Raw genomic sequence first — 24,289 nt, 5'->3', positions numbered from 1 at the left:
CTTATGGAAGCGGCATGAAAAGTGTATATTTTTTGATTATAATTGGTGCATTTAGTACAATACTTGGTTGTAATTATATTAAATCTGATCATCCTCAAGCAGATTTAAACGATTCAAATGCAACAAATCTTACTGCTAAATCTATTGTAAAGTATAGCGATTCAATAGATAAGAATCTCTCTCAATTCTCAAAAAGTACAAGTTTAGTTTATATGCTAGGAGATTTATCATTCTATGTAGAAAAATATAGCCAAAATAATCAAGCTGTTTTACTAGTGGAACATTCTTACAATGGAGCTACGAGTAACAGTTTAAAAAAATATTATTTCAAAAATGACAGCTTAATTTTAGAAAAAGATAAAAACGAATTAGCTAACGAAGATGGAACTGTTTTTAAGGATACACGTACTTATCTGCGCAGTAATACAGTGTTCAAAATAGAAAATAAAACAGCATCAACTGAGGCTGCGTTAAATTCATTGCCTTTTATAGACCTGCCATTGAGCAAGAATAATAAACCAGATCAAAGTTATCTTGAAAATGTAAACTCTTTAAATAATGTGGTAAACGGTAGGGATAAATTCGATGTAGTATTTGAAAGTATTACCACATATCCAGATTCGAGGTATATTATTTTGAGAAGTAAGATTCAGAACAGCTATAGTGCAAGTATTTTAGTTAAAGATAGAGATGCTTTAATTGATAGCCTTTTAAATGATCCAATTAATTTTAAAGATCAAAAATTGAATTTTAAATGGGTTGTAAAAGATAAAGAAGCCATTTATGTGCCTGTAGCGAGCAATACTTCTACTAAAGGATTAAATAAATAAGTATTTCCATTGTCTAAACAAACACATCTATAACGCTTCCTTATACGTTCTCCCTTTGTAAATTTCCTACCATCTTTTAGCGTAAAAACCGTATTTAAAGGTAATTCTTCAATTCTAGTAGTAGATAAATGTGTGTCGTATTTTTTTAATGCTCTAGCCAAACTCAAATCTGTACAACTAGATGCTGCTGGATTATTTAAATAACTGATAATTGTATGATGAATATCTGCTGGGAAAATTTGAAGTTCAAAAAACGGATTCATCATTCTTTTAAAATTATGTTTCCACTCTGTGCCATGAGGTTTAGCTTTATTTTTATGATCGTTCCAAGTTAATAAATGAGCAAATTCATGTACAGTAGTAACCAAAAAAGCATAAGGGTTAAGATCATTATTTACAGAAATTTTATGCCCTTTATCTTTAAAAGGATGTCTGTAATCGCCAAGTTTAGTTGACCTGTTTTTCGAAATCTTAAATTCACACTGAAAATAATCAATCCATTTGGCAATGATTGGAGCTGCTGGCGCAGGCATATACTGTGCTAAAACATCAACTTTATCCACGAAGTAAATCTACTAATTATTTTAAGAATTGATAGGCGATTAAACTGGCTACATATGCCATTGCCGTCATGTAAACCAATTGTATAACTGGCCATTTCCATGATTTGGTTTCCCTATAAACTACTGCAACAGTACTCATGCATTGCATCGCGAAAGCATAAAATAACATTAACGATAATGAAGTAGCAAAAGTAAATACTGGCAAACCTGTTTCAGGGTTTTTAGCATCTCTCATCTTATTCCTTATGGTTGCCGTTTGCTCATCGCCATTATCTACGCTATAAATAGTAGACATTGTTCCCACAAATGCTTCACGAGCAGCAAAAGAAGTAATTAATGCAATACCTATTTTCCAATCAAAACCTAAAGGTTTAATAGCTGGTTCGATAGTTTGACCCAAAATACCAGCGTAAGAGTTTTCGAGTTTTTCTGCCGCTTTATCTCTTTCTAAAGATGCCAATTGTACACTATCAGTAGAATTTGCTTCAATAGCTGTGTATTTCTTTTCTATAATATCAAATCGCTTGCTTGGCCCGTACGTAGCTAACACCCATAACACAATAGAAATTGCAATAATAACCTTACCCGCTTCAAATACAAAAGTTTTAGATTTTTCGTACATCGTATAAATCACATTGCTCCAACGGGGCATGCGATACACAGGCAATTCCATAATGAAATACGATTTTTCTTTAGCCTTAATAATAAATTTCATCACAAAAGCGACTAGAATTGCAGCAACAATACTGATCACATACATAGCCATTAGCGTTAAGCCTTGCAAACTTAAAAATCCTAATATCATTTTGTTTGGTACAACAAGCGATATTAACAAAGTGTAAACTGGTAACCTTGCAGAACAACTCACTAATGGCGTAACCATAATAGTTATAATACGATCTTTCCAGTTTTCGATGTTACGAGCACTCATAATTGAGGGTACTGCACAAGCAATTCCACCAATCATTGGTACTACAGATTTACCACTCAGACCAAACTTCCGCATAATTTTATCCATCATAAATGTAACCCTAGCCATATAGCCAGTATCTTCTAAAATGGAAATTAAAGCAAATAGAATAGCAATTTGCGGTATAAAAATAATAATCCCTCCTAATCCTGCAATTACCCCGTCTAGTAAAAGATTAGTTAATACTCCAGCAGGTAAATGGGCATGGCCGAATTCCGTTAACCATACAAAACCATTTTCAATGAGCTCCATTGGATAAGAAGACCAAGAGAAAATTGCATTAAAAACGAAGAATAAAATGAGAATAAAAATGAGAAATCCCCAAAAGCGGTTAGTTAAAATTGAATCTAATTTATCAGTAACCTTAAATTTCTTTTCTGCGCCGGTATCAAAAATTAAATCGGTTAAAACAGTACTCAAATAGCGATATCTCGCTATAGTTTCTGCTCCCTGTATTTTTGATGATTCGAAATTATGAGCTTTTCCAATCGCCTCAATTTCTTGTTGTTCTTTATCTGTAAAAAATGTTAAATGCTCGTGTTGGTGCAAAACTTGCAAGGCATAATAATCATTTTCTACTTTGATTTTTTCTTTTACTGCTGCAATTGCCTCTGGAGCAAAAATAGTTACATCAATGCCTGTAACCTGAGTGCTAATGGAGGTAGTATGAGAAATTGCTTTTTTTAGTGTTTCTAATCCATCACTTTTTCTAGCAGACATCGCTACAACCTGTATACCTAATCGCTCAGCTAATTTATTTACATTAATATGGATACCCTCTTTAAGGGCCATATCTGTCATGTTGAGCACTAATAGCATTGGTAGACCTAAATCTGCTACCTGCGAACATAATAAAAGATTACGGCGCAAATTAGTGGCATCAGCTACTAGAACTACGACATCGGGATGACTGGGATTATTTTTATCTGCTAATACTTGAAAAACGATACTTTCATCCTTACTTTTTGGATATAAACTATATGTACCTGGTAAATCAATAATTTCAGCATTTTGAGTAGCGGATAGTTTACAAAAGCCTACTTTCTTATCAACAGTAATACCAGGAAAGTTTCCAATTTTTTGGTTTAATCCGGTTAAAAGATTAAAGAGGGTAGATTTTCCGGTATTCGGATTACCAACTAATGCAACTTTAATATCTGCCAATGTATTACTGAATTATGATAACCGAAGCTTCGCTTTTACGTAAACAAAGTTGATATCCCGCAACGCGGATAGCTATAGGATCTCCAAGTGGAGCAAAGCGTTCAACCTCTACAACTTCACCTGGAAGGCAACCCATTTCCATCAATTTCACAGACATTTCTAAATCTGTAAATGATACGATTGTTCCTTGTTCTCCTGGGTTTAACTGTGAAAGCTTCATAATGAAATATTGCGCAATTTACCCTTTATTTATATTAAATCCAAATAACAATACATAAATAAAGGAGCAGTTTTTTACACAAAAAAATCGTCATCAAATTAATTGATGACGATTTTTTATTTGGTTGAGATTAGGCTTACATTCCGCCCATTCTCATTCTTTGACCGCCTTGCATATTCATTGATCTTCCGCCTACATTTCCTAATGAATAGGTAAATGAGAACATATAATAACGTTTTAACACATTAAAGTTCACATCAGAAATCTGATTATTTGCTACTGATCTTGAAATACCTGTATTTTCGTTGAATAAATCGTTTACCGACAATTTAAATGTGCCTTTGTTTTTAAAGAATTGACGGCTCATATACGCATTTACCAATGTATAGCTAGTATTGTAAGCTTCTCCTCTACCTGTTGTTTGGTTATAAGTTACATCCGTTTGTAAACGAATATTTCCTGGGAATAAATAGCTCACATCAATATTTGGTGCTAATGTATAAGAATTAACTGTTGATGCTAATGAATAACCTGCATGTGTCCAGCTACCAGAAATCCCAGCAATTAAATCTAATTTATCAAGATTTGATACTAATTTATAACCATTCGTTAAAGACAATGATTTAGTAACATTTTCTAAAGTAATATTAGTATTATTATCGGTTGATAGATTTGTACTCTTATCATAATTTGCATTTAGGTTAACTTGCAATGTTAATTTATTACCTTTAATAATCGGCTGACCTACGTTTCCAAAAACTGTAGCACTAAAGTTCCCGTCAACATTGGCATAACCGTTCTGAATAATACCAGTGGTTGTATTTACTCTTTGATCATTAGCAATGGCATTGAAATATTGGTTGAAAAATCCACCAATAAAGAATGTTCTATATGTAGCAAAATTAAAATTGTTATAGAAGATATTTAAACTGTTCTGAAATGATGGTTTCAAGTTTGGATTTCCTATAGGAACAATCTGTGTTTGAGTATTATCAGGAATGGGTTGAATCTGATCAATAGATGGTTGATTTGTTCTTCCATTATATCTGATTGTTAAACGTTTGCTGTTACTGAAATTATATCTAAACTGTGCTGTTGGTGTAAGATTAATGAAATCTTGATTAAGCTCTTGACCTGTAGTAACATTTACGTTTGTACGTGTAGTATATTGACCAGCTAATCCCAAATTCCAATTGTATTTTTTCTCAGTTTTTTGTAAGCTCAACCCAATTGAATTTGTCCACGTTGTATTTTCATATTCATTGCTATAGGTATTATCCTTAATATCATAGCTCTGAGTTGCATTATTGAAACTGTATACAAAGCGTTCTTTGTTATCAAAACTATATCCATTTTGATAATTTGTTTCTAAACTTAGTGTTTTAGACAGAGGCTCCGTAAATACTAAACGAGAAGTATTATTTAATGAATGCGTATTATTATCGTTCAATTGGTTCAATAAAGTGTTTGTTGAAATAGACCCAACCTTAACAGTTTGCAGATTATAATTAAAATTATCTGCATCGCTATCATTAATATTAGTATTGATATTTAATGATAAAGTACGACCTCTACGTTGAAAACGGTGACGAATCAATAAGCTGTTACTAATTGAAGGTGTTTCAGAACTAGTTTTCAGATTCTGATTTCCAATCGTGTTGTTAGCGCCAACAGTACGGTTATAATTATACAAACTAGCACCAGTATTTTCTGTATAAGATACCGCAGGTTGAACTCTAATTGATGTATTACTATCTAGTTTAGTATCAATCATGAAATTTAAACGATGGTTTAAACGATCAGTTGTACTATTCAAATCACTTAAATTGGTAATTGTATTATTAGCCAATAAGCTTTGTGTAAAGCTATTGTTGGTGTTAAATAACGATGTTTTGTTAAAGAAATAACTCCCGTTCACTTGAGTTCCGTCATCATAGGTATCACCAAAGTTAATACCCGCAGCATTAGTTGTGGTAATACCACCAGAAGAAGCACTGCCGCCACCTATAAATTGCATACCTCGGCCGCCACCGCCAATACCACCTCCAAAATTTTGTTTATTCACATTATTGAATTGACCAATGAATGAAATTTGTTGCTGTTTGTTAAAATAGTTTGCATTCAAATTTACATCGTAACGATCATCTGTACCATAACCTACAGTACTGTTTCCAACAATTCCTTTATTTTTAACCCCGTTTTTTGTAGTGATGTTAATGATTTTTTCACGATTACCATCATCAACTCCTGAGAATTTAGATTGCTCAGACATATCATCAATAATTTGAATCTTATCTACCATATCTGCAGGCAAGTTCCTTGTTGCTAATAATGGGTCACTCCCCATGAAGTCCTTTCCATCTACTCTTACTTTTTTGATGGTTTCACCTTGAGAGGTAATTGTACCGTCTTTAGCTACGTCTATACCTGGCACTTTCTTTAAAAGATCTTCTACCACAGCATTTTCTTTTACTTTAAGAGTAGACGCACTAATTTCCAAGGTGTCTTTTTTAACTACTACAGGAGGAATTTCTCCTTTAATTTCTACTGCGTTTAATGTAACGCCAGTATCTTCCATCGTTAAAATACCAAAGTTAATACCAGAGTTTGCTGCAGTAAGTTCAAAATCTCTAGTAATGGTTTTAAAACCTAAGTATACTACGTATAATTTGTATTTGCCAGTTGCTAATCCACTAATCGTAAATGTACCGGCTGCATTTGTATTCGTACCTCCAACGGTACTTGAGTCACTTAATCTCTTGATAGCTATTGATGCATAATCAACTGGTGATTTATCTTTGCCATTTATCACTTTACCAGTAGCTGTACCACTAGTTTGTGCGTCTGCAAAATAACTCACGAATAAAAGAGCGATGAGTATAGATCTTTGTAAAAAATTCTTCATTTCTATTTTTTATATTTTTTGTAAAGTTACCTATCAGACTAGCGCAAGCCGCAAAAGTTTGTTAAGAAGTGTTAAAATGAGGGTAACATTTTAAATACAACTAACTTTATCGTTACAGAATTGGATTGAATCGCTTTTTGACGCGAGAGAGAGGATTAAATAATATTTAATTATTGCATTGAATAATTAGCACGTGGCATTTTGGGGCAGTGGCAAGAAGGTTTAAAAACACTGCAAGAATTAAACGCTAGTGTTAATGATAAAATTAAAATAAGCTTAAACCTTTTTTTCATTGTAATTTGATAGATGCAATAGAACATAACTAAATACCCCCATGAAGCATCCAATCATATCGCTTCCCAAATCCCACCATTCGGCAGATCTATACGTAAATACCTTCCATTGTAATAATTCTATTCCTCCGCCTAATAATAAAGAGATAAGAATTATTTTAAAAATGGTTAATGACCGAAAAGCATAATTATGTTGGTATTTAATTTTGCCGTAAAACAGTAAGATGGTTAGCACATAAAAAAAACCTAAATGTGCCATTTTATCAAACCCTTCGAAAAAGAAACTTGACGAGCCATCACTTTCAGGCATCCTAATATTACAAAGCACCAAAACAATAACAGCCCAAACTATAGACCAACGTTGATGTTTTAGTGCTTTGAAAGTGTTATTCATTAATTAAGCGCCTACTAAAACTTTATAGTCATCTGCGCTTAATAATCCATCGAATTCAGTCGCATCTGTTAATGATACTTTAACCATCCATCCTTTACCATAGGGATCAGAATTTACTAATTCAGGATTATCGTTCAAATCACCATTTACTTCTAAAACAGTAGCTGTCACAGGCATAAACAAATCTGAAACGGTTTTAACAGCTTCTACTGTACCAAAAACCTCATCCTTACTTACTTCAGAGCCAACACTGTTAATATCGATATACACAATATCGCCTAATTCACGCTGAGCGAAATCTGTAATACCAATAAAAGCTTCGCTACCTGACACTCTTACCCATTCGTGGTCTTTGGTGTATTTTAATTCTGATGGAAAATTCATTGTTTTTATATTAGTTTTTTAAATCAATCTATTTTTCTGGAGTCTGAAAAACTCTATTTCCATCAAAGGTAATTATTAAACACGTTTATACCAATTTCTAATTTAGAGTTATACGCAAGCTAAATCCAAAATTACTAAATGAAGTATTAAATGATTGAGAGGTATAAGGTTTAGTAATGTTAGAATCGTAGAAAAGCTTTAGATTGAAGCGTTGGTTTAAAACGTAATCTACACTTGGTCTAAGTGTAATATTTTTAGCACCAGATGAAACTTCCGCTTCAGCAATATCTGCTCTATAAATTACAGTTTTATTATCTCTTACCGCAACATCTAGTTTAAAATCCATGTTATTGTTCATTTTCATTTGACTAAACCAACCAAAAGGAAATCTAAATTTAGTAGTTCGATAACCTAATCCGAATACAAGATTATTTTCCGATAATTGCGCCAATTGACTATTTGATAGACTCAACGCCATTATACGTGTTTTATTAATTTCGAAATTAGCAGTTAAGTTATTTTTCAATCTGGTATCAATTCCAATTAAAGGAGCAAATTGTTCTGAAATACTAACTTGTGCGAATTGATATAATGGCAAGAAATTCTGATTTACATCTCTACTACTCACAAAACCATCCGTTTCTTGGTATTTTAACAAGCTATTAAATCCATTAACACTATACGTAGAACGATATCCATGTCTTAACCCTAATTCAGAAAAACGTTCTGCTAGGAATGGGATTTTAGTTAACCCTCCATACGTTATTCTCCAGTTAGGCAAAGGTATTTTTGGCAAACTATTTAAACTTATTGTATTTGCATCTTTGCCTGTATATGCTGCAATAAATGAAGAAATTACTACGTCCTGTGCATTTTTATCATATCCATCTGCATAACCATTTGTATTACCGGTTGAATTTGGATTTTCACTTCCCAAACGACGAGAAATAGTTTGTCGATTAGCCATAAACTCATTAAACAAACTTGAAACAACACTTCCATTCTTATCTTTAAAAGCGGTACCCAGAGTAATAATTGACACACTATAATCGCCTGTTGTAGTCGGACTAAGATTTCTGAATGAGGCAATACTATTATCGTACTTAAAGTTTGTAGAATAATTAAGCGTCCTATTTCTTGTTGCACTTAGTGTAATTTTAAAATCTTTTAATGGCTCAATAGTACTTGTTAGCTGGAAATCTTCTCGCAACGTATTAATATATAACTGTGTTTGAAGTTCGTCTGTTGAAAGCCAGCCGTTATTTAACGCCATTTCTCTAATATCTCTTTGGCTACCGAATACGAAGGCCAAACCTGGAGCGCCAGTTACGTCATCAATTCCAAAATATTTGGTTTTAGGTAAGTATCCTGGCAAAAATGTTCCCTTCGTTTGAGTAAAGGCAACATTTATATTTTTAATGCTAGTTAATAAACCTACTAATACATCAGAAAATTTATTGACTGAATCTGTTTTATTTAAACTCCTTTTTACGAAACCCAACTTATTGTATAAAGTAGTCATACTTAAGGTTGGGTTTACCTGTATCGTTCTTGAGTTTTGAATGGTATTACCAAGATTAACATTTGGATCTCTTAACGTAGCCAATGGTTCAGTTTGCCAATTAAAATTAGTGCCATAAATTGTCGCGATATTAATCCAATCTAATCCAGGTATTTTATTAATTGGCAAATTATATCTGATATTTAAATTATGATTATAATCTGTTGTACGGCCTAATGTTTTTAGATTTTGCCAAAGCGTATCTCTTTTTAACCCTTCAATTTTTCCATCAGGTTCATCTATAATCGAATAATTTGTAGCATCAAAATCTAAGCTCAAAGAATTCGTTAAATCCCAAGCTATGCCATAAACTCTTGATACCAAAAAGTTCTTATTAAATGTGGTATTAATGGGGATATAATTATTTGGATCATTATTCCTCAATGTATTTTCTGAATAAAAACGGTCAACATCAATTCTAAAGTTGATAGAACTTGGTAACAATGTGAAATTAAAATCTTTCAATAATTTTAAAGTATTCGATTTAATTAACTTATCAAATGGCAAATAGCTTTTAGGGGTATTCGCATAATTATATCCTAATGAAGCTCTATACGTATTTTGAATGCTTGTTTCATTGATAAAATCACGGTGTGAGAATTTACTTTGCGAATAAGAGACATTAAAATTCTCTATATCCCATAGCCTTACTTTCTTTTCTGTATTAAGTCGTTCTTTACGTACATTGGTAAAATTAATACTACTTCTAGTGGTATAATCTTGTGCAAAATTCAAAATAGAATCACGTTGCACTTTTGACGCACTATTTAATGCATTTTTCAATTCAATATCTGGTGTACGAGGATCGTATTGTGGTGTAAGTACTTGTTTAGAATAACTAATGTACATTGGTATTTTGATGCCTGATTTTTGAGGCAAGAATTTACCTAATTCTAAACTTGATGAAACATCAAAGAAAGTATTATCTGATCTATTGCGTTCGCTAACTTTCTTTTCTAAAGACCCAAAACCGATGGTAGATTTACTACCTGAAATATTTAAATCTGCAAAATCAGCCAATTTCGCATTCATTCTTGCAGTTGCAGCCCAACCACCACGTTCATCAAATTCGGTTAATCGAAGTTCGTTAAACCAAACTTGTGCATTTTTCTCCATGCCATCATCACCCGCTGGTGAAGCAGGATTACGCAATGGATTTTTTAGTCCCAACATGTAAACTCTAACCTTACTCATATCTGGCTGACCTTTTACAATAATCGTATTGCCTTTATCGATGTATGTAAAAGGCACATTTATTGGCCAAGGTAATCCACCAGTTGTACGAGCATTATTTCTAGCTGTTTTCGCTTTTTGGAATAACTCCAAATCGATATCCATTTTATTCTGATCAGGCCAAATAGCATATGGATCGCTAGTGCCAGGTAATGTAACTTTTAACGGTTGGTTGTATTCGTAATAATTATCCTGATTATCTGTTCCGATTCGTAAAAAAGCGCTTAAATCATTATCAGCCAAATCCGAACCACCAATTGCTTCTAAGTGGATATACATTTCTAATCGTTTGTACGATCTAAAATCATTTATAGCAGTTTTAAATGCAGCTCTTCCATAACCATCTCTTAATTTTTTTATAATTACCGCTAATGATTGTTCGTTTTGACGCGTATCTCCACGATAATTGCTAAAATCACGTTCACGCTCAATTCCTGGAGGCACTACATAAGGTATTGGTGTACGCTTACCGTTCTCTTCTATATTTACTGTGGCCACTTCTAAAGTAGAATTATCAGGACTTGCAGGCAATAATGAAGGATCGGCAATTACTTGAAGAGCTTCATTCTTGGCATTATATTGTCGCCATTCTCCTCTTACCAATTGTATTTTCGCAAACCTTAAAATCGCAGTATCTGCAAAATTTGTCATAAACATCCTTACAAATCGTATCGATTTAAAATCCTGAATGCCGCCTACTTTTTGTTGGTATTGTGCTAAAGGAATACGAATTTGATACCAAGTTGAGTTTTGAGTTTGTCCGTTAGCAAGTTTTACTTGTGAAACAACTTTATCCGTTACAAAATTTTGTCCTACAATTAAATCCCCAGGGCGCATAGACACTTTGTACTGAAAATATTCATCAGATTGTGTCATATTGTTATCTCTATTGATGTCTTCACCATCTGGCAGCGAAGTTGATGCCGAATTTTCTAATCCTAATTCTTCTGCAGACTGCTGGGAAGTTTTAGAATTTCCTTCTGTACCATTGTAATTTTGATAACGTTTTAAAATCCCTGCATTGCTATTATCCAAATTAGTCCCTCTAAAATAAGAGTAATCATCTGATGATGGATCATTTTCAAACGTTTGTGATGCATCTGGATTTAATTGCGATTTAATCTGATTAATTAACGCTGCAAATTTTACTTTTTCATTCACATTAGATAATCCATCTAAACCTACATCTTGTGCTTTTCTGGCTGCTGGTTCATTATCAAAAGCTTGTACAACGGGTTGTAATTTGGCTACTCTTCCCCAATTTGTTTCATCATATTTAGTTGGATCTCCGTTTGCAGGCAAACCATTTTCTAACGATTTTCTACCGTCTTTTAAAATGTCTTCCGAAATATTTCCAATGTTAAAATACAAATCTCCACCTTGTGATGTTGGTTTATACATATATGGATCCATCACCCAAAGCTCGATATATTCGATATTGTTGGCCTCAAAATCATTAATATCAACTCTTCTGGTAATACCTCCCCAACGTGCTTTTGGGTTAGTTAAAAGGCCATTTGCAGAAAATCCAGTAGGAGTATAATTATAAGGTCCACGAATGTTAGGATAATACGCTAAATCTAAAGTGGGTAAATTAATTGCTTGCCCCGTGCTTATTTCTTTAAATGGAAATACTTCTTGTTCAATAATTTCTCGCACATAGTGATTAGATAATTCAGCTCTATTATTTCTTAAACTTGAAGGTATCGTTGTAGAATTTTTATTGTAAAATGTAGGATCAATATTATAGAAAGCCAGTTTTGCTCTATTGTAACCATAAGCTAAATTATCTACGAATTGCGATTCTGGAAAAAGCTGTGGAGTACCTGCTATTTGCCAAGGCACTGAACTTTTAAGATCAATAATAGAACGTGATGCTTCGAAATCATCTAAATAACTTGAGCCGCCTTTTTCTCCACCAGAATTTATTGCACTCGGATGTCCCGGAATTAATTGAGCATATTCTCCTGCAAACGTAATGCTTGATGGAGCTTTAGTAGATATAAAAGGAATTTTATCAACTAATTTAGTTAGAAATCGAGATGGAGAGCTATAATTCATATCGAAGCCGAAAATGGTATTTGAGATCGGTTCTTCTAAATAATTTACTTTTTGAGTAAGCGGTTTCTCCGTAAGGTTCATTAAAGTACCCCCTAAAGTCAGTTTATTATTTACATGATAATCGAAACGGGTACCAAAGAGTGAACGTTGTTGTAATCCAAAAAGTTCGTTATTTTCTGTTGTAATTCTTATTGGCTGACCAGAAGTTAATAATGCTGTGTTTACAATTTTAACACGTCCACCTTGATAATCTACAGTAAAATCTGTCCCTTCTTGCAATGGAATTGTTCCTGCAAAAACTTTTACAGAGCCTTCGGTTACATTGATAGAATTTAATGAAAATTCTGATGCGATTTCGGATTGATAAGCTCCCTTTATGATGTAAAGATTCTTGTTACTAAACTGTTGTTGTGCAGCAACCTTGGTCGAATCGTATAATTGCTGATAGGTATATTTATCAGCTAAAGCTTGTTCTGCTGGAAGATTGAATTTAGCAGCCAAATCACTTCCAAAAGGCTCAACTAAAGGAAAAATTATTCTTCCATTTAAAGGATCTATAGTAACATAGCCACTATTTGTATTGTTAATTAAACTACTTAATCCAGCTCCAGTTGGTGAATAATTGCTCTGACTATTTTGTTGATTTTGATTGTTTACAAAAGGTTTATTTTCTGCTTCAAAATCAAAAACACCATCAGGTTTACGTTCTTTTTGCTGATTTAATTGATCTAAATTTGTTAATGCAATGTATTGTTTTAGAGCAGTTTTTGACCCTTCTCTAATCAAAGGCATTTCTATTCCTGTTTTATCGTCAATTCTAAAAATATCTAATTTAAAATTCTGATTACTAATTTGATATCCACCAATTGAATAGATGTTTTTCATCATCAAATCCCAAGTTGGCAAATTAGTTTTTATGGTTTCATTCTTTAATAATTTCGAATACAATACTTTCGGTGTCGCTTGATCAAAAGTCACATCTGTCGAAAATTCCCCTACTTGATACTCAACACCATTGTAGGTATAGCGATAAGAAACCGCCAACACCTCATCTGCATTTAAAGCATTATTTAAGGAAATATAACCCAACTGTGGTTGGAAATTATATTCTCTATCTGTTAATTTTCTAGCATACGTTAACTTCGCAAAGTTATCAGTTGCTCCACTTGCAGCAAAATAAGAGATGACACTATTGCTATTTGTTTGTCTAGAATCTGGTGGAATATTCGCTAATAAATTATTGGATTGTGGGGGGAAAGTTGGGTTTGTAAAAGCGGATGGTAAAACCGATGAACCGCCTGTTACTTGTGCAGTATTATATGGTTGATTTTCCCCTAAATCAAGAAAAGCTAAAACATCTCTTGAATCTTGTGTATTTCCAGTTTTATTGGTAATCCAAACTTCAATTTTTGTAATTAAAACTCCAGAAGTTATTGTTGGCGGATTTGATAAAGACTTATTATAATTATCTCTGAAATATTTAGCTAAAAAGTAGTGTTTATTTGCTTCGTAATCGCTACCGCTAAGTCGATATTCATTTTGCTGAGCACCGTTATTTATTTGTATTTCTTTGGATTGTGATTTTTGTTGAGTAAATACAGCTGCTACATCTAATTTACCAAATTGCAATTGAGTTTTAACTCCAAATAATGCTTGTGTCCCATTAATTAACGTACTATTTAATGGTAGACTTACATTCCCCGCTTCAATTTTTTTAATAATATCATCTTTGCCGCCTGTGTAATCTAATTTAACCTGATTTTCAAAATCAAACTGAGCCTCTGTATTGTAGTTCATTTTGATTTTCATCTTCGTTCCGATATCTCCAACAACATCCATCTGAATGCGTTGATTAAAATCGAAATTGCTTTGAACCCTTTGTCGTTCATTAAATAAAGGATTTTCATTTTTATTTACACGACCTAAAAATGTTAATTCCGCATCTCCACGAGGTTGGATATCAATAGTTGTTCCGCCAAATATTTTTTCAAAAACACGACTATTAACTTTTACTTGAGGAATAATTCCAGTTCTTCTTACATCTGCAATTTCTGCATTTGATAAAACACGCCAGTTATCACGTTTAATTTCGCTGTTAACTAATCTCAAATATTGTTCAATAGTTAAATATTGTGGAGGAGAGTATAACCTATTTCCGATACGTTCGGTAATGATATATCGTTTATTTTGTGCGTCGTATTCAACTTCTCTTTTAATATTTTCGGGTAAAGTTAAAAATGGATTCGTATAGGTTCTCAGGCCTAAATATTGCTTTTCACGTAAATTAAAAGAGTTTTTTGACGAATCGGCTCTCGATTGTGAGGGCGTAACTTGAGAAAAGGCACTCTTGCCTACAAAAATAAAAAACAAGAAAATACTTAGAATAAGGGCGTTTCTCAAGCGAAATTAAATTATAAATTTTTTAAAGCTATTTTAATCATTTGCTCTACAGTTAAATCCTGATCTGTTTTTTTAACAGCATTATCAATGGCTTTTTCTGCAACTTGTTTACCAAATCCGAGCATAATTAATGCAGATAACGCCTCATCTCTAGTTGTATTATGCAATGGCATAGAAATTAAAGAATCTGGACCTTCCTTCTTTAATTTATCTTGTAATTCTAGTACAATTCTTTGGGCAGATTTTGCTCCGATACCCTTAATTTGCTGTATCAAAGCAACATCGGCTTGTATAATTGCATTTTGAATTTCTACTGGGGTAATTGATGAAAGCATCATTCTACATGTAGTTGGTCCGATACCAGAAACGGAAATTAGATGTAAGAACAGTCTTCTTTCTCCTTCATCTGCAAAACCATATAGCGTATGCGCATCTTCTTTCACATGCAACCAAGTATATACTTTGCATCGTTCTGCATTAGCTAAAGCAGAATAGGTATTTAACGATATATTGATGTGGTAACCTACACCTCCAGCTTCTACAACAATATATGTCGGACACTTAAATGTCAACTTACCATCAATATATGCAAACATGAGCGTTATTTTTTAGCTATTCTATTTAAAATTCCTCTTCTTTTTATTGAGTTTGATGTTTCTTCTTTCCCTTGCACATCTAATACAGCAATAGTAATCATATTTACGATTTCTCTTACCGAACTGCCTAATTGTACAATGTGAACAGGTTTTTTTAAGCCTAATAAAATTGGCCCAACAGCTTCTGCTCCACCTAATTCTTGTAAAAGTTTATACGCAATGTTTCCAGATTCTAAGTTTGGAAAAACTAATGTATTTGCTGGTCCATCTGCTAAATGGCTGAAAGGGAAATTCTCTCTTAACATGGCGTTATTAATAGCAAAATTAGCTTGCATATCTCCATCCACTATGATGGTTGGATGCTGTTCATGTAATATTTTAACTGCTTGCCTAACTTTTTCTGGGACTGTTCCTTCATTAGAGCCAAAGTTAGAATACGACAATAAAGCTATTCGTGGTTGAATATTAAACTTCCTTACTGATTTCTCCAACAATAGTGTTAAATCCACAAGCTCTTGAGCAGTAGGGTCAACATTAACTGTGGTATCGCCAAAAAATACTGGCCCTTTTTCAGTCATCATCATGTACATACCTGCAACGCGATTTACACCATGTTCGGTCCCAATTACTTGTAATGCCGGCTTAATGGTAGATACATAATTCTTTGTTAAGCCAGAAATCATCGCATCAGCTTCGCCAAACTCAACCATTGATGCGCCAAAATAATTTCGATCTCTTAATAGTTTATTCGCTTCAAATAACGTAATTCCTTTACGCTGTCTTTTATGGTAAAGTGATTCAGCATATTTCTTCATTCTCTCTGGTTCTAAAGCTGGCTCAATAATTTGAACACCTTCAAGATCCAATGCATTTTCTTCTATAATTTGTTTTATAGCTTCTTTATTCCCTAATAAAATCGGAATAGCAATATTATCATCTTTAACAATTTGAGCAGCTTTTAAAATTTTATAGTTATCCGCTTCTGCAAATACCACACGTTTAGGAGCAGATTTCGCTTTGTTTGTGATGGCACGCATAATTGAATCATCCATTCCCAAACGACGTTTCAATTCTTCTGCATACGCATCCCAATCTGTAATCGCTTTACGTGCAACACCAGAATCGATTGCTGCTTTCGCAACTGCCATAGAGACATTGGTCATTAAACGAAAATCCATTGGTTTTGGAATGATATATTCTTTTCCAAATTTGATATTACGGGCATTATATGCCATATTCACAGCTTCTGGAACAGTTTTTCTAGCTAATTCTGCGATAGCTCGAACTGCAGCAATTTTCATCTCTTCGTTAATACTAGTCGCTCTAACATCTAAAGCACCTCTAAAAATATAAGGGAATCCCAATACATTATTAACTTGATTTGGGTAATCGGAGCGCCCAGTCGCCATAATCAAATCTTTACGAGAATTAATCGCTAAGTCATAAGCAATTTCTGGATTTGGATTAGCCATTGCAAAAACAATAGGATTTTTAGCCATCGATTTTAACATCTCAGCAGTTACACAATCAGCTGATGAAAGTCCAATAAATACATCAGAATCCTTTAAAGCCTCTTCCAATGTATCAACTTTACGAGTCGTAGCAAATTCTCTTTTTATGGCATCTAAATTCTCTCTGTCGTGACGAATAACGCCACTTCTATCACACATTACAATGTTTTCTTTTTTTGCTCCCAACGAAACGTATAAACGAGAGCAAGAAATTGCAGCGGCACCAGCGCCATTAACTACAATTTTAATCTTATCCATTTTTTTCTTTTGTAAATCGCATGCGTTTAATAATGCTGCCGCAGAAATAATTGCGGTACCGTGTTGGTCATCATGCATTACTGGAATGTTCATTTCCTCTTTTAATCGACGTTCAATTTCAAAACATTCTGGCGCTTTGATATCTTCTAAATTTACGCCACCAAAAGTTGGCTCCAACGCTTTAACTATTTTTACAAAATCATCTACATTTTTAGTGTCGAGTTCTAAGTCAAATACATCAATATCAGCAAAGATTTTAAACAACAAACCTTTACCTTCCATTACTGGTTTACCAGCTTCTGGACCGATATCTCCTAAACCTAAAACTGCTGTACCATTACTAATTACAGCAACTAAATTGCCTTTAGCTGTGTATTTATATACATCATCTTTATTTTCAGCAATTTTTAAACAAGGCTCTGCCACACCTGGCGAATATGCCAAGGTTAAATCTCTTTGTGAAGAATATGGTTTTGTAGGTACTACCTGAATTTTTCCTGGTCGTCCTTGCGAGTGGTAATCTAAAGCGTCTTGTTTTCTATTCGTTTTACTCATAAAATACTTTTTGGTAACAGGCAAAGTTACAATTATTTTACTCGTTATGTTGTTGTTTTTTTCCAGTGTTGTCGCCTATTTATTTGAGTTAAAACAAGGAGTAAAGCCATTTACCTTAAATTTTAGTTAACCGATTTAGTTAGCCAACACTAAAATAGTTTCTTAACAAAAGTTCAAAATTTAACCCTATTCTTTTCATCTATTTAATATTCACTTTACATAGTGATGATATTTTTGGCTATTCCAGTAGATAGGGTAATTCGTTAATTCTTAACAATAAATCATGATTTGATAACAACAAATAAAGGAAACACGATTCTGAAGCAGAACCGGTTTCCTCCGGCAGTACAATGGATTGAGGCCCCATACTGCTGAACTCAGCAACCAAGATTATTAATCACTAAGTATTCAAAAATATGAAAATAAATTTACTAGAGCTACACAAGGCTTTTTTTACTACGCTGTTTCTTTGCGTTCAAATCTTATTCATTTGTGTTGTCCAACCCGTTAAGGCAACCGTTAATACCAACTTTAGTAGTGCAGATCAAGGAAAAATAATCGGAAAAATAACCGATGAAAACGGACAACCTTTTCCTGGTGTAACCATTAAGGTTGAAGAAACAAAACAAGTAGCTCAAAGTGGTGAGGACGGCACATTTTCAATTAGCATTGAGCCAGGCACTTACACATTGCTTGTTTCATATTTATCCTATCAAACTCAACAAATTAAGCTCGTAGCAGTAAAATCTGGCGAAAACACATTGCAAAGCATAAAGATGGTGCCAACAGAAAAAGCACTGAATGAAGTTATTGTAGTAGGTTATGGAACGCAGAAAAAGGAAAATTTAACCGGAGCTATTGATCAGGTTACTTCAAAATCTTTAGAAAACAGACCTATCCCGAATTTAACACAAGGTTTACAAGGTGTAATGCCAAATCTTAATCTTAAAATGATGGACGGAAGGCCAACCCAAGCACCAAGTTATAATATTAGAGGAACTACTTCTATTGGCCAGGGTGGTAGTGCGTTAATTTTAATTGATGGTGTAGAAGGTGATCCAAGTTTACTAAACCCTAATGATGTAGAAACTGTAACGATGTTAAAAGATGCTTCATCTTCTTCTATTTATGGCGCAAGAGCCGCTTTTGGTGTAATTTTAATTACCACAAAAAAACCTGTTGGAGGCAAAACAACAGTAAATTATTCGACTAATTATGCAACTAAAAGCCCATTACAACTTCCAGATTTTGTAACCGATGGTTATACTTGGGCAAAAATGTTTGCAGAAGCTTTTGTAAATGGCGATGGTTCTTTCCCACAAAACATTAACAAAACTCAAAAATTCTCTCAAGCCTATTTAAACGAATTTCAGAAAAGAGCCGAATCTGGACAACCTTATAACAAAGTAGAAGTAGATCCTGTTACGGGCGAATATATTTATTATGGCAGTACCGATTTTTACAATGAATTGTATAAAAAGAGCAATAATGCCAACGAGCATAATCTTTCTATAACGGGAAGTGGAGAGAAAATATCTTATCTCTTATCTGGTCGCTACCAAAAACAAGATGGCTTGTTTAAATACAATTCTGATGATTACAGCATGAAAAATTTTAGAGCAAGAGGTTCTGTTCAGTTATTCTCTTGGTTAAAACTCGATAACAATGCTGATTTTTCTGTAATGAACTACCACAACCCACTAAATGTTGGCGAAGGCGGTGGTATTTGGAGAAATATTGCCGATGAAGGCCATCCTACTTCTGTAATGTTCAACCCAGATGGCACTTTATCTTTCTCGTCTGCATATGGCGCCGGCGATTATTGGTATGGCCAAAATGGAACTGATACCAAAAGACAAATATTTAGAAACACAACTAGTCTTTCTTCTTGTTTCTTTAACAATAAATTTAGGATAAATACCGATTTTACTTTCCGCAATACCAATAACAACATCGAACAAAAACGTGTGCAACTTCCTTATAGCTCTGTAAAAGGGGTTACGGCATATATAGGCACGACTACAAACGATCTCCTTTTTGATAGAAGAGAAACTCAATATTTGGCTAATAATCTGTATGCCGAGTACGAAAACAAATTTGCAAATGCTCATTATTTTAAATTAATGGCGGGTTATAATTATGAAGAATCTACTTATAAACGTTTAGCTGCACAACGTAATGGTATTATTTACGAAGGTGCTGACGATCTTAACTTAGCCTTAGGCCAAGCCATTACAACTGGCGGAGGTTATGAGAAATGGAATATTTTTGGAGGTTTCGCCAGATTAAACTATGCATTTAAGGATAGGTATTTAGTAGAAGTTAATGCTCGTTACGACGGTTCTTCCAAGTTTCCATCCGACCAACGGTTTGGTTTTTTCCCATCATTTTCTGCTGGATGGCGAATTGCCGAAGAACCATTTTGGAAAGTGTCTTCTAAATTTATTTCTGATTTAAAAGTTAGAGCTTCGTATGGCTCATTAGGAAATGGAAATATTGGATCTTACATTTTCCAAGAGAATTTCTCTATCTCGCAATCGGCATTAATTTTAAATGGTGTTAAACCACAACGTACCGGGCAACCGGCAGTTTTACCTGATGGTATTACGTGGGAAACTTCTACTACCAGCAATATCGGTTTAGATTTGGGCATGCTTTCTAACCGCTTATCTTTTACAGGCGATGCTTATATCCGTAATACTACAGATATGTTTACGGTTGGCTTAACAGCACCAGCGGTATTTGGCGCAACTGTACCAAAAGGCAATTATGCCGATTTACAAACCAGAGGATGGGAAGTAACCTTATCATGGAGAGATAAAATTAACGGCAAAAAGCCATTTAATTACAATGTAAGATTAACCCTTGCAGATAACACCTCTAAAATTACCAAATACAATAATCCAGATAAACTACTTTCAGATTATTATGTTGGGCAAAAAATTGGTGAAATATGGGGTTATACCACAGAAGGTTTCTTTATAGATCAAGCAGATATAGATTCTCATGCTAAACAAGCTCCTCAAATGAGAGCCTCGCCTACAAATATTTGGTATCCTGGAGATATTAAATTGAAAGATTTAAATGGTGATGGTTTTATCAACGTTGGAAAAAACAGCGCAATTGATCCTGGAGACAGAAAAATTATTGGTAACAGCGCACCAAGATATACGTATGGGATTAGCTTAGGTGCAGATTGGAACAGTTTCTTTTTCTCTACATTTTTTCAAGGTGTGGGTAAACAAGATTGGTACCCAAGTACTGAGGCAGAGTTTTTCTGGGGTCAATACAACAGACCATATAATAATATCCCAACTTTCCACTTAGGCAATATGTGGACGCCCGAAAACACGAATGCCTATTTCCCTAGAACAATGTCTCGTGCTGCATCGAGTAATACAAACAGAACATTAGGAATAGCGCAAACTAGGTATTTGCAAAATGTTGCCTATATAAGAATGAAAAATATTCAAATTGGTTATAATTTGCCAGCAAAATGGATTTCTAGATTCAAAGCTACCAGTGCAAAAATCTATTTTTCAGGTGAAAATCTGTTTACTTATTCACCTTTATATAAAATTACAAAAACGCTCGATGTAGAAAATACAGTTCCAGCCGATCAAGGTTTTAACTCTGGAGCTACCAATGGCGATGGTTATAATTATCCATTACTTAAAAGCTTTTCTCTTGGTCTAAGCTTAACTTTTTAATTATATAATTTAAAATTACTGTTATGAAATTAAACAATTTGTGGTTTTTACTGATCATCATAGTTATCTCTGCTTGTAAAAAGCTCGATCAAGAGCCTCATTCAACCGCTTCAAAAAGTGCCGTATTCGGCAGCGAAAGTGGCTTACAATTATATGCAAATTCTTTTTACACCATCTTGCCAGGAAATTCTACCAGTTTAGATGCCATGTCTGATTATTTGGCTGTTAAATCCGTACCTTCTTTTATTCAGGAAGGTGTTTATGCGCCCAATTTAAGTTCTGGCTGGAGCTGGGGTGATTTAAGAAACCTAAACTATTTTATCGTAAACTGTACAGATACAAAAGTATCTGCAGAAGCAAGAAAAAATTATTTAGGGCTTGCCAGATTTTTCAGAGCTTATTTTTATTTCGAAAAAGTTAAAAGATTTGGCGATGTGCCATGGATTAACAAACCTTTAGATATTTCTGACCCTGCTTTATATAATGGCCGCGATCCGAGAACTTTGGTAATGGATTCGGTACTTGCCGATATTACATATGCAGCTACAAATATCAAAGCTAACAACGATGCTTCTCGCAGTACAATTACCAAAGATGTAGCCTTAGCGCTTAAATCTAGAATTTGTCTTTTTGAAGGAACTTTTAGAAAATATCACCCAGAACTAAATCTTCAAGGTACAGCAACAGCCTGGCTTACCAACGCTGCAACTGCCGCAAAAGAGTTAATGGATAAAAATACGTACAACATTAATACTGCTGGTGGTGCCGGAAATTCTTACCGCCAGGTATTTACAAGTGCCGCTCCTGTTGCAACAGAAGTGATATTGTCTTCTATATGCGATTTAACGTTAAACGTATTAAATGAAGCCAATTGGTGGTGGACCAGCGGCACCTATGGTGCTAAAGCGAGTTTTACCAGAACCTTTATCAATACGTATTTAAATATAGATGGAACACCGTTTACAGATAATCCAAATTATCCAACTATGTTGTTTAAAGATGAAGTAAAAAACAGAGATTTAAGGCTGAAGCAAACTATCCGCTCTGGAGATTATAAACGAATAAATGCCGGCGTACAGGTTGCTGCACCACCGGTTTTCTCTTATACTTTTACAGGTTATCAACCCATAAAATGGACTTTAGACGACATGTACTATGATGCTGGCGCATTAAACATCAACTCTATTTCTATATTTAGGTATGCCGAAGTTTTATTAAATTTTGCTGAGGCAAAGGCAGAATTAGGTACACTTACAGATGCAGAATGGGCAGCTACAATTGGCAAACTTCGCTCAAGAGCAGGCATAACTGGTGGATTAAGTACTAAGCCTACGGTAGCAGATCCTTATCTTATTGCTAATTATTTCCCAAATATTACAGATCCGACTATATTAGAGGTAAGGAGAGAAAGAGGAATTGAATTGAGCTTAGAAGGTTTACGCTTTAGCGATATTTTAAGATGGAAAAGAGGTGAATTAATGTCGAAAGAATGGAACGGATTTTATGTACCAAGCTTAAACACACCAATGGATTTGAATGAGGATGGCGTGTTGGATGTGGCATTCTATCAAGGAACTAAACCAAGCCCTGCTGTAAGCGGTGTTACGTATGTTGATGTTTCTAATCAAGTAGGTGGCAAAACAAATTCGCAACGCTTAAAAAATGGTACATCTGGCGAGTTAATTTGGATGAGTGAAATTTCTAGAAAATGGGATGATAAACAATATTATTATCCAATTCCTCAGGCCGATTTATTAAAAAACCCTGCACTTGGTCAAAACCAAGGCTGGTAATTTGAATTATTTATCTCAATAAAAAACATAAAGATGAAATTAAAATCCTTATTCATAATTGCGCTGCTAGTTGCAACTTCCATTGGCCTTAAAGCACAATCATTTAATGTTGCTACATTTAATTTAAGATTTGATAATCCTAGCGATACCGGAAATTTGTGGATTAACCGTGCGCCAATAGTTTCCAATCTTATCCGTTTCCATGATTTTGATGTGTTTGGTATTCAAGAAGGTTTAAAAAATCAGCTAGATGATATCAGCACAGCTTTACCACAATATGCAAGATATGGACGTGGCCGTGATGACGGCAAAGATGCAGGTGAACATTCAACTATTTATTACAAAAAAGATAGGTTTAACTTAATAAAAGGCGGCGATTTTTGGTTATCAGAAACACCAAATGTTCCGGGAAAAGGTTGGGATGCTACGTGTTGCAATCGCATTTGCTCGTGGGTGTATTTAGAAGACATCAAAACCAAGAAGAAATTCTATTTATTTAACGTACATTTTGATCACCAAGGCATAGTTGCCCGTAAAGAAAGTGGCAAGTTAATGGTGCAAAAAATAAAAGAAATAGCTGGCAACGAACCTACGTTATTAACTGGCGATTTAAATGGTAGCCGCCAAAGCGAATGGTATCAAACTATTGCAAATTCGGTAATTCTTAAAGATGTTTATACTGCCGTAAAATATCCTTATGAAAACAATTCATCAATGAATGGATTTAGAATCCCTCGTGGCACTACAGTAATTGATCACATTTTTATGTCGAAACAATTTATAGCTAGCAGATGGGGCATTTTAACAGATAGCTACTTTGGAAAATACCCATCAGACCATTTTCCTGTAATGGCAACAGTAAGTTTTTAAGATTTTAACATCAAAAAA

General features: G+C 34.1%; 13 protein-coding genes. 4 read left to right on the top strand and 9 right to left on the bottom strand.

Translation table 11 applies throughout. The annotated features are described in order from the left end of the window. The first annotated feature begins 14 nt into the window (after nucleotides 1–14). Nucleotides 15–830: a hypothetical protein gene (locus WC622_RS04775; protein WP_372817806.1), complete on the top strand. Its 816-nt coding sequence runs from the start codon at nucleotides 15–17 to the stop codon at nucleotides 828–830. Here the strand turns inward: WC622_RS04775 and WC622_RS04770 are convergent. The 9 genes from WC622_RS04770 to WC622_RS04730 all read right to left on the bottom strand — a co-directional run bounded on the left by WC622_RS04770 (nucleotide 782) and on the right by WC622_RS04730 (nucleotide 17,898). Continuing rightward, the gene (locus WC622_RS04770; protein WP_372817854.1) at nucleotides 782–1,363 is read right to left on the bottom strand and encodes a SprT-like domain-containing protein; all 582 of its coding nucleotides are present in this window, start codon (nucleotides 1,361–1,363) and stop codon (nucleotides 782–784) included. The genes WC622_RS04775 and WC622_RS04770 overlap by 49 nt on opposite strands. Nucleotides 1,364–1,409: 46 nt before the next feature. Beyond that, the gene (feoB, locus tag WC622_RS04765; RefSeq protein WP_372817852.1) at nucleotides 1,410–3,518 is read right to left on the bottom strand and encodes a ferrous iron transport protein B; all 2,109 of its coding nucleotides are present in this window, start codon (nucleotides 3,516–3,518) and stop codon (nucleotides 1,410–1,412) included. Nucleotides 3,519–3,531: 13 nt separating this feature from the next. Then, nucleotides 3,532–3,747 carry a FeoA family protein gene (locus WC622_RS04760; protein WP_173272985.1) on the bottom strand — a complete coding sequence of 72 codons (216 nt, stop codon included), beginning with the start codon at nucleotides 3,745–3,747 and terminating at the stop codon, nucleotides 3,532–3,534. A 136-nt stretch (nucleotides 3,748–3,883) separates the two neighbouring features. Further along, complete coding sequence (locus WC622_RS04755) at nucleotides 3,884–6,652, bottom strand: outer membrane beta-barrel protein (protein ID WP_372817804.1); 2,769 nt, start codon at nucleotides 6,650–6,652, stop codon at nucleotides 3,884–3,886. A 276-nt stretch (nucleotides 6,653–6,928) separates the two neighbouring features. Beyond that, a complete protein-coding gene (locus WC622_RS04750) occupies nucleotides 6,929–7,339 on the bottom strand; it encodes a VanZ family protein (RefSeq protein WP_372817802.1) in 411 nt (136 codons plus the stop codon). 3 nt (nucleotides 7,340–7,342) lie between these two features. Next, nucleotides 7,343–7,723, bottom strand: a complete 381-nt coding sequence (gene gcvH, locus WC622_RS04745; RefSeq protein ID WP_372817800.1) for a glycine cleavage system protein GcvH — start codon at nucleotides 7,721–7,723, stop codon at nucleotides 7,343–7,345. A 97-nt stretch (nucleotides 7,724–7,820) separates the two neighbouring features. After that, a complete protein-coding gene (gene sprA, locus WC622_RS04740; protein WP_372817798.1) occupies nucleotides 7,821–14,978 on the bottom strand; it encodes a cell surface protein SprA in 7,158 nt (2,385 codons plus the stop codon). A gap of 11 nt (nucleotides 14,979–14,989) precedes the next feature. Next, nucleotides 14,990–15,574: a Holliday junction branch migration protein RuvA gene (gene ruvA, locus WC622_RS04735; RefSeq protein WP_372817796.1), complete on the bottom strand. Its 585-nt coding sequence runs from the start codon at nucleotides 15,572–15,574 to the stop codon at nucleotides 14,990–14,992. 5 nt (nucleotides 15,575–15,579) lie between these two features. After that, the gene (locus tag WC622_RS04730; protein ID WP_372817794.1) at nucleotides 15,580–17,898 is read right to left on the bottom strand and encodes an NADP-dependent malic enzyme; all 2,319 of its coding nucleotides are present in this window, start codon (nucleotides 17,896–17,898) and stop codon (nucleotides 15,580–15,582) included. A gap of 416 nt (nucleotides 17,899–18,314) precedes the next feature. Between WC622_RS04730 and WC622_RS04725 the strand changes: the two genes are divergently transcribed. Genes WC622_RS04725 through WC622_RS04715 form a run of 3 tightly spaced genes read left to right on the top strand, consistent with a single transcriptional unit; the run spans nucleotide 18,315 to nucleotide 24,271 of the window. Next, entirely contained in the window at nucleotides 18,315–21,608 is a 3,294-nt protein-coding gene (locus WC622_RS04725) for a SusC/RagA family TonB-linked outer membrane protein (protein ID WP_372817792.1), read from the top strand. A gap of 23 nt (nucleotides 21,609–21,631) precedes the next feature. Next, nucleotides 21,632–23,401, top strand: a complete 1,770-nt coding sequence (locus WC622_RS04720; RefSeq protein WP_372817790.1) for a RagB/SusD family nutrient uptake outer membrane protein — start codon at nucleotides 21,632–21,634, stop codon at nucleotides 23,399–23,401. 33 nt (nucleotides 23,402–23,434) lie between these two features. After that, nucleotides 23,435–24,271, top strand: coding sequence for an endonuclease/exonuclease/phosphatase family protein (locus tag WC622_RS04715; protein ID WP_372817788.1), 837 nt, complete (start codon nucleotides 23,435–23,437; stop codon nucleotides 24,269–24,271). The last annotated feature ends 18 nt before the right edge of the window (nucleotides 24,272–24,289 follow it).

The sequence above is a fragment of the Pedobacter sp. genome (assembly GCF_041662865.1).
GTDB lineage: Bacteria > Bacteroidota > Bacteroidia > Sphingobacteriales > Sphingobacteriaceae > Pedobacter.
This window is presented reverse-complemented; position numbering and strand designations above follow the sequence as displayed.